We start from the raw sequence: 12999 nt of genomic DNA, 5'->3' as shown, positions 1-12999 counted from the left end.
TTTTAATTGATGATAATTTTTTTAACCAATGTTTGTTGCCCTGTTTCTAATACTAAAACATACATTCCGGATTCTAATGTGGTGGCAAAATCTATTTCATACTTTTTCTTTCCGGATTCTTTTTTCTGAATCATAGTATTTTGTGCGTTTGTCGAAAATAGTCTTAAGTTGATGTCACTATCATTTTCTAAAGTTACAAGTGCTTTAAAATTACCATTACTCGGATTTGGAGTTACGATAAAATCTACAATGAATTGCGATGTTGTGCCTATATTAGGTAATGTACTTCGTTGCTCTACCGTAATATTTTTATTAAATGTAGCATAACACTCCCCTTGTGTTTGCTTCAGACCAATGGTATAAGTACCAATCGCACTAAATTTGAGTGTTGCGTATTTTTCGTTTTGCTCTATACTATTTACGCCTTGAGGTATCACCCATTCTGTATCTTCGCCAATAGGGCTGCTTGTATTAATCAATATTACTTCTTCATCCAAATAAGCCTGAGAGCTCAATAAAAATTCGGAATTAATTACTGCCTGACTTGTTTTTATTACAATTTCATCTTCACTAACACATCCTAAACCTGAAGTTACTTTTACGTGATAGGTTCCGGCTTTTGATACATTTACTTTTGCTTCATTTGAGGTAAATCCGGTTGAAGAAGTCCAGTTGTATTGTGCTTTTGGATCTTCAATTTTTGCGTCTAAATCCAGATTCTGATCGTTGCATAAGGTTCTGTCAGGACCAATATTTACAATAACAGGTTGCGGATCTTTTAAAACAAATTTCTTTTTATAGGTACAGCAATCAGGACAGGTAATAGCAACTTCATAATTTCCTGCTGTAAGATTATTTAGGTCTTTGGTCGTAGCACCAGTGTTCCATAAATAGCTGTAAGGTAAGTTTCCACCTGTAACATTTAATTCTATCGAAGCATCATTCCCTTGATAACAAGTAGTATTTTTGATGATTTCAGTCGTAAATATTCCTTTTGGATCACCAACAAAAATGCTTCCCTGAACAATACAACCTTTTGCATCGGTTGCGATTACAAAGTAATTGTTTGTGGTAATGTTTTCTATTCTTGGGGTTGTTTCTCCATTTGTCCACTCATACGTATAAGGTGGAGTGCCCCCGGAAACATGCGCCTCTGCCCAACCGTCATTTCCTGTTGTACAGCCTACATCTAACTTGGTAAAAGTGAGTTTTAATTTTTCCGGCTCCGGCATATATTGTGTAACATCTTTTGCCTCAACCAAAATATTATTGAGATACGTTCCGAGTTTTATTCCGTTGGCATCTTCAATATTCAACGCATAAGTACCATCAGATAAATTTTCAGCTGTTTCATCCTGATCCTTCCAGAGTATCCACGAACCGTCTTTTTGTTGTTTTTTCCAGGTATAAAAATAAGGTAATCCGTTATTTTTATCCGCCTGCAGCTGAATCCCTCCCTTGACATGGGCGACTAAAATACCTTCCTGGGACTCATCTCTTTGATTGTCCATCGGATTAGCATCGGTCTCATTTCCAAATTCATTACTCACATTACAGGAAATAGTACGAACTACTTCAAAAGTAACTTCAAGCGGATCCGGGTCGTCTAAAGTTGTTACAGAATTTGCCACGGTACAACTTGTTTTATTTGTTGCAAGATTATAATTGGCATCACGAACTGTTAAGCTATACATTTCCTCCGGAAGCCCGTTTAACGAAATGGTATAAACTCCGTTACTGAAATTCGTTGTGGTTGTCGTTTGTACAATTCCTTTACTGTTTTTCCATTCAAACCAATAGGAGTTGTCTGAAAAAATAGTACCACCGGTAACTTCTACCACGATTTTTCCATTGGTCGCTTTGTAAAAACCAGGATTAAGAACTTCGATATATTTAATAGCAAGCGGTGCTGCAGGTTCTGAAATTGTTATACTTTCTTGGGTAGTACATCCTTTGGCGTCTGTAATAAATACCCAATATTCACCTGCTTTTAAAACAGTGTTTGTATCAATTTCTACTTCATTCGACCATTTATAATCATACGGAGGGGTTCCGCCTACAACATTTGCTGTAGCCCAGCCGTCATTTCCTCCATTACAAAAAACATCACCATTAGTAATGGTTACAGATAATTTTGGAGGTTCCTGCATCAATTGGGTTGCGTCAATTTCCTGTGCCAGCTGATTATTAATATAGGTTCCTAACATGATTCCGTTTCTGTCTTTTACATTTAAGGCATAAGTCCCATGAGAAAGATCCGAAGCTGTTTCTCCCGTAATGTTAGACAAAGCCATCCAGGAGCCATCTGTTTGTTGTTTTTTCCAATAAAAATAATACGGTAATCCATTATTTACAGAGGATGCCAGCGGAGTTCCACCTGAAACATGAGCTGTTAAAATACCATCCTGCGATTCATCACGCTGTCCGTCAGTTGGTTTTATATCTGTACCATTACCAAATTCGTTATTGGTATTACAGGAAATAGTACGAACGATTTCAAAAACAACTTTTAAAGGATCCGGTTCATTTAGTGTCACTTTTGACTCTAATACGGAACAATTAATAATTTGATTGGTTGCTTCGTTATAGTTTTTATCCTTAATCGTTAAAAAATAATCATCGGCCGAAACACCATTTAGGGTAATGGTATAAATTCCGTTTTTTATTTCTGCTGTGGTAGTTTGTAGTACTCCTGCTGCGTTTTTCCACTCGTACTTATAGGATTGATCATCCTTTGGTGTTCCTCCAGTAATTTTGGCTACAATGCGACCGTTGGTAGCACCTGAAAAAGTAGGGGTGAAAATTTCTTCATATTCGATCGCAACAGGTGATTGCGGTTCTGTTATTTTAATACTGCCTTTTACAAAACAACCCTTTGCGTCTGTTATTTCTACAAAATATTCACCTGCTGTTAGCTGAGTTATTTTATTTTGGTCAATAGTTCCGTTACCCGTATTGTACCATGTATATGTATAAGCCCCTGTTCCTCCGGTAACAGTTGCAATAGCCCAGCCATTATTTCCCTGGTGACAGGAAACATTTCCTGAGGTAAATGACAATTCCAATTTTGCGGGCTCAGCAATTTCTTTTGTAGTCGGAATTGCAGTTTCTAAATCTGTAGTGTTATAAGTTCCCTGCACTATTCCATTAGCATCTATAATGTTTAGCGAATAGTTTCCTTTTGAAAGATTCTCTGCAGTATCTGTTTTATAATCTGTCAACTCTTCCCATAAATTTGTTGCAGTATTGTATTTTGACCAGATAAACTTATAGGGCAAACCATTATTTGCTGATCCTGTAAATTTAACGCCACCACTTACTGTCGCTTTTAATATTCCGTCTGAGAATTTATTTACATCTGATTCTAAATTTCCAGTATTACAGGAAATAGGCTGTGTTTCTGCTAAAGCAATAATAATTTGATCCGGCTGGGTCAATATTTGTGATGATTCGATAATAGAACAAGCCGTTTTATTTGTGGCATTATTATAATTTTTATCTTTTACCGTTAGTTTGTATTCTCCTTCAGGAATATTTTCTAATGTAATATTGTATGTTTTATCAGCAGCATTATATTGGGCTGTTGCCGGTAAAACTATACCATTACTATTTTTCCATTCGTACTCATACGATTTATCATCATTGATAGTTCCGCCGGTTATTGAGGCTGTTAATTTTCCGTTAGCTGCTCCGTAAAAAGTGGGGTCTTTTTTGAATGTGTAATGGAGTGTTAATGGTGATGCGGGTTGCGAGATCGTTTTTTCCAGTAGTTTATCATCACCAAGTTGAATCTCTCCATTTACTGATGTTTGAATTTTAGCAATACAGCCATTCATGTCTTTTACTTTCACATTGTATGTTCCAGGTGCCAAACCAGTAATGGTGTATGGTTTATTATTAGGGAAAGGAATCCAGCTCAATCCATTATCTAATGAATAATAATCATTGCCTAATACAGTACGGGTTCCTCCGGTTGGGGTAATGGTTATAGTACCATCCTGAGCCGCGTAACATTGTATATCTGTACTGTTTAGTGAAAAATCCAATACAGGAGGAGATGCTATTGTAAATGACTTCAAATCATATCGATTTGCTTCATTAGCAGTGCTTAATCCATTTTGAAAACCAATTAACTGCAGCATATAATTGCCTTTTCTTAAACCCGAAATAACAAAAGATTTATCAGCTCCAATAGATAATGTGCCATTATAATTAGCAGGCATATTTGTGGTAACATCCAGTAAGGTATAATTTAATTGTTCGCCGGGATATAAAGTTCGATTAAAAACAAGCTTTATAGATCCATCATTAGTATCACTGCAAGTAGGCTGAACAGGTGTAGCTGAAACAACTTTTGGTGCAGATAAACGTACACTGTAGGGAACCGGGTCTGAAACCGCAGCCCCATTATAGGCTATTTGTCTAAAATAAACCTTTTTCCCATGACTCGTTTCATCTAGTACTTGTAAGACATCTAAGGCATTTACCGATATACTTGCCGTATTAAATTGTGGCAGACTCACCCAACTTGATGGATCAAGATAATTAAATGAATATTGCCAATTGTATTCTGAACTCAAAAATCCTGTATCGGAGTTTATTGTAATCTTGTCTGTTGTTGGCAAAATATCACTATCAACACCAGTTGGTATTTTTATCTTAAGATCAGGTAAAATCTTAAGTGTTGCTCTTAAATTATAGAGAGCAGTAAAATTATTCGGAAGATAATATTCAGTAATACCGTAGGAAACGTTTTTGTTCTCGGTACTGCTGTTATCATTTTTACAACCAGAATTAAGTCCTCCATGATATTCCCTTCCTTCTGAGTAATATTTAATTTTGGTAAGCTTATTGGAACTGGGGAAAACAGCAGTCCAATCTCTAGGAAGGTTTTGGTTGTCACCAATAGGCTGATAAAAAAAAGACTGATCAGCAGCATTACTAAAAATTAGCCACGATTGTAAACGGCTGCCACAATTCCCTGATATATCTACCTTTATATTAAGGTCCGTTATATTAAAACTAACATTATAATTCCCCACACCCTGACTAAAACAAAAGCCTGAAACCAATAAAATTATCAATACATAAATTTTCTTCATAAGCTTAGTAAACAACGGTTAAAACTTCTTCTTTTGCGGGGCTATTTTCTAAATTAGGAATCAAATGATACTCGTATTCCATGTTCATTTTTAAATTCTTGTCTTCTAAAGTAAAAACATCACCGTTTAATTCTCTCCATAATGTTGGGGGTGTTCCTTTTATATTTTTATAAATACTCAAACCCAGCACTTTTCCTTTGCTTTTATTATAATCCCAGGTCAGGATAATTTTTTTATTTTCCCTGTCCGGTACTCCTTGCAAAAATGTAATGATTTTTAAAGGTGTAAAATCTAAAACCTGAACAGTTACTGTAGAATGCTCTAAGGAGGACCAAAGATTACTTTTATCCTTTGCCAAAATAGCATACTGATATGTTTTTTTGTTCTCTACCCTGTCATCTGTAAATTCCTGAATGGTATCGTTAATTTGTTTAATCTCCAGCCACTTTTCTTGTCCTTTTTCTCTCCTTCTTAGACTATATCCTGTTACATCTTCACTATAACTTCGTATCCATTTTAAATGTACTTTGCCGTCTTTATTATCGTAGTCTTTAAAAATAGGTGCAGCGGGCGGAATTTTATCCGGTTTATCCAAAACCAAAACATCAGACGGGTCAGAAATATTAAATCGCATATCTTCGGCAGCAATTCTATAATATACCTTACTGTTTGTCATCTTCAGACTTACACTGTCTTTATAGTCATTACCAACATAAGATTGATGATAAATATCTACAAACTCTTCATCAACGTTATTGGCTTTTAAAATTCGGTAACCTCGCAAATCCTTTTCCTGATTGGGTTTCCATTTTAATCGAACAACCCCAAGGCTATCAATTACTCCTTCAAGCCCCATTGGTTTTGCAGGTGGTATAGAATCTACAGGCTGGACTAACATACTTTGTGATGTTAATCGCTGATTATTTTTACCTACAACAGAAATAGTAAAATAATTAGAGGGGTATAAATTTTCTTTATAATTGAGTTTTCTCTCGGATGGTGGAATAATCTTAGACACAACTTTATAGGGTCCCTGGTCATTATCTGCTAAATTAATTTCATACCCCTGAATAAAACCTTCTGATGCTGCAGGATATTCCCATTCAAGATTAACTTCGTTTGAATTAATGATATTATAATCTACAAGCCTTGCCGCTGTAACTATAGCAGCTACTCCTGTTGCAGTAATTGGTTTTGTTACTTCTCCTTTTTCTCCAAATGAGGTTATACCGTATAATCTATAGTGATAGATTTTATCGTTTACACTAAGGGTATCAATATAATACATCGTTTTTGACGGATGCTCGTCTTTATCGTTTAAGTTTACTAAAGGCGTGGTTGCTATGGGATTAAAATTGATTCCATCAGAAGATTTTTCTACCATATAAGAAGTGTAAATTCTTTTGAAGGTTTCGTAATCCCAGGAAAGCAATACTTTTTTATCATCAGGGATTGCAATAAAATCTGTTGGAGCAGGAAGTACACTATAGTCTTTTAAACCGATCATGTAAGATGATTCCTTAACTTTTGGACTTTCAAAAACACTTACCTGATACGCATAGACTTCATTTTTCTTTACATTGGTATCTACAAATCCCCAACCCGCTTTTACCGCACCTGTAAAACTCATGTCGGCTGCGTATAAAGCAAATGTATAACGCTGGTCCAGCTCATCTGCCATATTTACTATTTTCGACAAATCCCCCTCTTTCGCAGAAGTTACCTCAAAACTTTCTCCATAAATAGATTGTGCTATAATAGCTGCATTATTATCTTTTTGTACCAGATCAATCCATGCATCCAAAGGTTCCGCAACTAGTGGTTTTGGGGTGAGCAGCATTTTTTCTGGTTTTGGTAAAATAATACCATCTCGTGATATTGTAGAGCGGGTAACTATAAATCCTTTTTTATTTGCTTTTTGCCATTCAGCAGGAGAATTAACTGCCCAACGAATCAAAATTTTATCTTTTTGAGCTCTGGCATTAACCATGACGGTAGCACGTTTAGCCTGAGAATGCGATAATGATATAAATAATAAGAACAAAAAAAGGAGTTTGTTTTTTGACATTAATCTGTAATTATTTCCATGTTAAAAACCGCAAAAATAGTATTTTATATTGACTGACAAACCAATATTACAAAATAAAAATCTTATTATTAAAGATTAAATTTTAGAAAATAGTATATCAAAAAAGCATATAATAATCGTAAATCAATTAAAACAAAAAATTCATCTTTATTTTTGAGTTAAATGCAATTTAATACATATTTTTTTTCACATCACGATCAAGTGCTTCCAAATTAAGTTTAAGTTCCCCTAAATAATCAGGTTTGATTTTTTTAGACTTTAACTCAAAAACTTCAAGATATTGTAATCCCTTATGACAGAATAATTAAGTCAACAAAAAAATCACTCTTCCCTACGAGAACTTTGAACTCTTATACTACAAATAAAATAAACACATATCTTTCTTGCTTTATGCGTTACTACTAAACGAGAGACAAAACGTCTTTTTTTGTTTAAATCAAAAAGGTATCTTTGCAATCTCGTAATTAAAGTATCCTATACTAAATAAGATACCTAATTAGCGATCTTTTAATTTCAACAACACATAAAGGCTTTATTTAAAGCTATTTAACAACATGAATTATCTCTCTGTAGAAAATATATCGAAGTCTTTTGGCGAAAGAACACTTTTTGACAATATATCATTCGGAATCAACAAAGACCAAAAAATCGCTTTTATCGCTAAAAACGGTTCCGGAAAAACAACTATCATGAGCATCATCAATGGTTTGGACGAACCAGACACTGGCCAGGTTGTTTTGAGAAAAGGAATCCGGATGGCGTTCTTGTCCCAGGATAACAATCTTCAGGACGAATTGACAATTGAAGAAAGTATTTTTGCTTCTGATAATGAAACTTTAAAAATTATTGAAGCCTACGAAAAAGCACTAGAAAACCCTGACGACGAAGAAGCGTATCAAAAAGCTTTTGACGGAATGGATCAGCACAATGCCTGGGATTTTGAAACGCAATACAAACAGATTTTATTCAAATTAAAGCTGGAAGATTTTAAACTTAAGGTAAAAAATCTTTCCGGAGGTCAGAAGAAACGCCTTTCATTAGCCATTATTTTAATTAACCGCCCGGATTTATTGATTCTGGATGAGCCTACCAACCACTTAGATCTTGAAATGATCGAATGGCTGGAAAGTTATTTTGCCAAAGAAAACATTACCTTATTTATGGTGACTCACGACCGTTTCTTTTTAGAGCGCGTTTGCAATGAAATCATCGAATTAGACAATGGAAAATTATACCAGTATAAAGGAAATTACTCTTACTATTTAGAGAAAAAAGAAGAACGGATTACGTCTGAAAATGCCAGTGTTGACAAAGCTAAAAACCTATTTGTAAAGGAATTAGAATGGATGCGCCGCCAGCCAAAAGCAAGAACGACCAAATCTAAATCCCGTCAGGATGATTTTTATGTCATCAAGGAAAAAGCACAAAGCCGAAGAAAAGAGAATAAAGTTGAACTTGAAATCAATATGGAACGTATGGGAAGTAAGATTATCGAGCTTCACAAAATTTCTAAAAAATTCAAAGACCATGTTATTCTTGATAATTTCAGTTTTGATTTTCAGCGTGGTGAACGTATCGGAATTATTGGTAAAAACGGAACCGGAAAATCAACTTTTTTAAATCTTCTCACGGGAACACTTCCGCTTGACAGTGGCCGTGTTGTAAAAGGTGATACAATAAAAATTGGTTATTATACGCAAAGCGGAATTAATCCGAAACCAGGTCAGCGTGTTATTGATATTATTAAAGAATACGGGGAATTTATCCCGCTTGCAAAAGGCAGAATGATTTCGGCTTCGCAATTATTAGAACGTTTCCTTTTTGACGCCAAAAAACAATATGATTTTGTCGAAAAATTAAGTGGTGGCGAACTAAAACGCTTGTATTTATGTACCGTTTTAATTCAGAATCCTAACTTTTTGATTCTTGATGAGCCAACCAATGATTTAGATATTGTAACACTAAACGTTTTAGAGAGTTTCCTTTTAGATTATCCAGGATGTTTATTAGTCGTTTCACACGACCGTTATTTTATGGATAAAATTGTTGATCATTTATTTGTTTTCAGAGGAAACGGAGAGATCGAAAATTTCCCCGGAAATTATTCCGATTTCAGAGCCTACGAAGATAGTGCCGATGTTGCACAGAAAGAAGAAAACAAAGCCGAAAAAAAAGACTGGAAGCAAAATAATCCAACAGGAAATCTAACTTTCAACGAACAAAAAGAATATCAAAAGCTAGAAAGAGAAATCAAAGATCTGGAAATCGATAAAAGTAAAATCGAACAGTTATTCTCTGACGGAAAAGTAGCCGATGCGGACATCGAGAAAAAAGCAAACGAACTGCAAAATATCATCAATAAAATTGATCAGAAAGAAGAACGCTGGTTTGAGCTTTCGGCTAAAATTGAGGGATAAACTAGTATTCAGTGGCAGTCGTAGTGGCAGTCTCAGTCTCAGTCTCAGTCTCAGTCTCAGTCTCAGTCTCAGTCGTAGTGGCAGTCTCAGTCTCAGTCTCAGTCGTAGTCTCAGTCGTAGTCTCAGTCTCAGTGGTAGTCGCAGTCTCAGTGATAGTGGCAGTCGTAGTGATAGTCGCAGTCGTAGTGGCAGTTTTTAGTTTTTTTTATCGTTAAATATTTCTTATTTTAAAAATAAGTTTTTTCTTGTTTTTTTAATATCCTTGTAAAAAATTAAAACATGGATTTTAAAGAATTATTGGCCTATAAAAAATCATTTGAACTTGCTATGGAAATATTTGAACTTTCGAAAACATTTCCTAAAGAAGAAAAATATTCGTTGACAGATCAAATAAGAAGGTCTTCAAGAAGTGTTTCTGCTAATATTGCAGAATCATATCGAAAGAGAAGATATGTTAACCATTTTATAAGTAAACTGACTGATAGTGATGCAGAAAATTCGGAAACAAATGTTTGGTTGGATTTTTCACTTCAGTGTAAATACATTAATCAGGAAACTTTTGATATTTTAAATAACAAAAGCAACGAAATAGGAAAACTTATAAATTACATGATAAATAATCCCGGTAAATTTGGATGCAATATATAATTTCGAACACTGAAACTGAAAACTGAAACTGAAAACTGCGACTGAAAACTTCTTATATAATGTTATTTCAAATAAAATCATATCTAAAATTCCTTTGGAACTCCAAAAATGAACATGGAGTACACTCTCCATTTGTTTTTAGTTTATTAACGAAATGCTTTTACGATAAAAAATCAAAAACCGAATATTCAACTCTTAATAACTATCGAAAATCATTTTCAGAGAATAAAAACTTTATTAATGTAACTGATTTTGGAGCAGGTTCAAAAGTTTTTAAATCCAATAAAAGACAGATTTCAAAAATTGTAAAAACTGCAGGAATTTCTAAAAAACGTGCTGAATTATTATTTCGCATAACTAATTATTTTGAGCCTAAAAACATTCTTGAAATCGGAACTTCATTAGGTCTCGCCACTTCTGCCCTTGCATTAGGAAATCCAAAAGCAAAAGTCATTACTTTAGAAGGCTGCCCGAATACAAGTTCTGTTGCACAAAATCAATTAAAAAAATTTGATTGCCATAATGTGGATACTGTCGTAACAGAATTTGAAGGATATTTTCAGGAGATTCAAAGAAAACTCAGTACAGAAACTAAAAACTTCGACTTAATATACTTCGACGGAAATCATTCTAAAAAAGCGACCCTGGTTTATTTTGATCTTTTATTACCAACAATTCATAATGATGCTGTCTGGATTTTTGATGATATCCACTGGTCTTCGGACATGGAAGAAGCCTGGGAAATTATAAAACAGCATCAAAAGGTAAAAGTTACAATTGACACCTTTCAATGGGGAATTGTGTTTTTCAGATACGAGCAGGAGAAAGAACATTTTGTAATAAGGGCATAAAAAAAGACAACCATTTCTGATTGTCTTTTTCAAAAAAAAAACCTAAACCTAACTAACCTATTTTTTAGCTTCTTTGTTCTCCTCAGATTTTGCTCCTATTCTGTTTACAGTATACATGGGCGCAAATTTGATTTTTAATCCCGCAATTTTTCTGTTGTCTTCTGCTGAAAGTCCTTCTTTTTCAACCGTATTTTTACGACTGTCAAGTGCTTCATACATCAATTTAATCTCATCCCAGTCTTCACGGGAATAACTGTCTTTATTGTTCTCTACAGTGTGTACAAATTGTTGATAAACACTATGGATATTTTGAGCGTTAACCCAGATAAAATCCATGTCATCGCCTATTTTTCCTTCTCCAAATAAAGCATTACGCAATTGTTGTTTTGAACCTGGAGGAGAAAGAGTTGCGGCCATTTCGTTTTTAAATTCTTCGTATTTAATTTTAGTCTCATTGATTTTTTCTGTTTCAGCAGTATTATCTTTCAGATCTGCTAATGCCATCCTTGCATTTTCAGCTCTTCTGTCATATTCAGCCTCCACAGCAGTCCAATCTGCTTTCAGATCATCTGCAGCTACATTTTTTACCGAATCCACATAAGATACATATGAATCAATTGTTTTTTTAGCCTGTTCCTGTTTCTCGTCTTTACATGATGTAAAACCTAATGCAATTAATACAACTCCTGATAAAATTTGTATACTTTTCATACTCTTGATTATTTAATTAATAGATAATCAAATTTACTTAATACCCACCCCGATAAATTACATTATTGACATGTTTTAAAAATTAAAAACATTTTAAAAGTATAAAACATACAGCATAATGATAATTATATAAAATCAGTCAAAAAAAGTATAACACTTTTCTGCTTTAAAAACAAATCCATCTAAACCGTTAGTTTATTCAAAACATCAGTTCGGGTATTTTTTGTGTAGTGTAACAGAACAAAAAATGTATTAAGAATCGTTTTTGATGATCATTTTTTCTGTTCCCGATACAATTTTATGTCAGAAATTAGCATAACAAACAAAAAATAATCACCAGAAACCCATTACACCCATTACGTTCATTTAGTACTCATTTATAAAAGAGCATTTGTAACAAAATTCAATTCTAAACTACTTATACTTTTTATTGAAAAGTGTTTTGTACTTTTAAATCCAAAATCGTGAAACAAAATGGCAAATCCATTAATTAAAATAACGGACATAAAACGAAATTTCGTCCTTGGTAATGAAATCGTTTATGTTTTAAAAGGAATTAACTTAGAAATTAACAAAGGAGAATATGTGGCATTAATGGGACCATCAGGATCCGGAAAATCCACACTGATGAACTTACTGGGATGCCTTGACACACCAACCTCCGGACACTATGTTTTAAACAACAAAGATGTCAGCCAAATGAAAGATGATGAACTCGCCGGAATTCGAAACAAAGAAATTGGTTTTGTATTTCAGACTTTCAATCTCTTACCACGAACAACTGCTTTAGACAATGTTGCTTTGCCCATGATTTATGCAGGATATTCTAAATCTGAAAGAAACGCAAGAGCGACAGAAGTATTAAAACAAGTAAATCTTGCAGACCGAATGGATCATCAGCCGAACCAGCTCTCGGGAGGACAACGCCAGCGTGTGGCTATTGCCCGGGCTTTGGTCAACAAACCTTCTATTATATTAGCCGATGAACCAACCGGAAACTTAGACAGTAAAACCTCTGTAGAAATCATGAAGCTTTTTGGAGACATTCATGCACAAGGAAATACCGTAATTCTGGTTACTCACGAGGAAGATATTGCTGCGTACGCCCATCGGGTTATTCGTTTACGGGATGGTTTAATAGAAAGTGACACTACAAAATAGTTTAATAGTTTATTTAGCTA

7 protein-coding genes are annotated in these 12999 nt (G+C 34.4%); 4 read left to right on the top strand and 3 right to left on the bottom strand.

The window, feature by feature from the left end; translation table 11 throughout:
- Positions 1-2: 2 nt before the first annotated feature.
- Together DMB65_RS00440 and DMB65_RS00435 are read right to left on the bottom strand one after the other, a co-directional pair.
- Positions 3-5102, bottom strand: a complete 5100-nt coding sequence (locus DMB65_RS00440) for a T9SS type A sorting domain-containing protein (RefSeq protein ID WP_110304709.1) — start codon at positions 5100-5102, stop codon at positions 3-5.
- A 4-nt stretch (positions 5103-5106) separates the two neighbouring features.
- Positions 5107-7170: a fibronectin type III domain-containing protein gene (locus DMB65_RS00435; RefSeq protein ID WP_110304708.1), complete on the bottom strand. Its 2064-nt coding sequence runs from the start codon at positions 7168-7170 to the stop codon at positions 5107-5109.
- A 575-nt stretch (positions 7171-7745) separates the two neighbouring features.
- Here DMB65_RS00435 and DMB65_RS00430 point away from each other — a divergent pair.
- From DMB65_RS00430 to DMB65_RS00415, 3 genes are all read left to right on the top strand, one after another.
- Entirely contained in the window at positions 7746-9608 is a 1863-nt protein-coding gene (locus DMB65_RS00430; RefSeq protein ID WP_110304707.1) for an ABC-F family ATP-binding cassette domain-containing protein, read from the top strand.
- 279 nt (positions 9609-9887) lie between these two features.
- Positions 9888-10256 carry a four helix bundle protein gene (locus DMB65_RS00420; RefSeq protein WP_110304706.1) on the top strand — a complete coding sequence of 123 codons (369 nt, stop codon included), beginning with the start codon at positions 9888-9890 and terminating at the stop codon, positions 10254-10256.
- Between the two features lie 59 nt (positions 10257-10315).
- Positions 10316-11107 (top strand): O-methyltransferase, encoded by a 792-nt coding sequence (locus DMB65_RS00415; RefSeq protein WP_110304705.1) that lies wholly within the window; start codon positions 10316-10318, stop codon positions 11105-11107.
- Between the two features lie 57 nt (positions 11108-11164).
- Here DMB65_RS00415 and DMB65_RS00410 read toward each other — a convergent pair whose 3' ends face one another.
- A complete protein-coding gene (locus DMB65_RS00410; RefSeq protein WP_110304704.1) occupies positions 11165-11818 on the bottom strand; it encodes a DUF6565 domain-containing protein in 654 nt (217 codons plus the stop codon).
- 474 nt (positions 11819-12292) lie between these two features.
- On the opposite strand from DMB65_RS00410, the gene DMB65_RS00405 reads away from it, so the two are divergent.
- Positions 12293-12979: an ABC transporter ATP-binding protein gene (locus DMB65_RS00405; RefSeq protein ID WP_110304703.1), complete on the top strand. Its 687-nt coding sequence runs from the start codon at positions 12293-12295 to the stop codon at positions 12977-12979.
- Positions 12980-12999 lie beyond the last annotated feature (20 nt).

Source organism: Flavobacterium cheongpyeongense (genome assembly GCF_003202435.1).
GTDB lineage: Bacteria > Bacteroidota > Bacteroidia > Flavobacteriales > Flavobacteriaceae > Flavobacterium > Flavobacterium cheongpyeongense.
This window is presented reverse-complemented; position numbering and strand designations above follow the sequence as displayed.

Excerpts from the sequence above, each read along its gene's own strand:
- DMB65_RS00415 (WP_110304705.1), top strand. The coding sequence starts at position 10,316 with ATGTTATTTCAAATAAAATCATATCTAAAATTCCTTTGGAACTCCAAA.
- DMB65_RS00430 (WP_110304707.1), top strand. The coding sequence starts at position 7,746 with ATGAATTATCTCTCTGTAGAAAATATATCGAAGTCTTTTGGCGAAAGA.
- DMB65_RS00410 (WP_110304704.1), bottom strand. The coding sequence starts at position 11,818 with ATGAAAAGTATACAAATTTTATCAGGAGTTGTATTAATTGCATTAGGT.
- DMB65_RS00420 (WP_110304706.1), top strand. The coding sequence starts at position 9,888 with ATGGATTTTAAAGAATTATTGGCCTATAAAAAATCATTTGAACTTGCT.
- DMB65_RS00435 (WP_110304708.1), bottom strand. The coding sequence starts at position 7,170 with ATGTCAAAAAACAAACTCCTTTTTTTGTTCTTATTATTTATATCATTA.
- DMB65_RS00405 (WP_110304703.1), top strand. The coding sequence starts at position 12,293 with ATGGCAAATCCATTAATTAAAATAACGGACATAAAACGAAATTTCGTC.
- DMB65_RS00440 (WP_110304709.1), bottom strand. The coding sequence starts at position 5,102 with ATGAAGAAAATTTATGTATTGATAATTTTATTGGTTTCAGGCTTTTGT.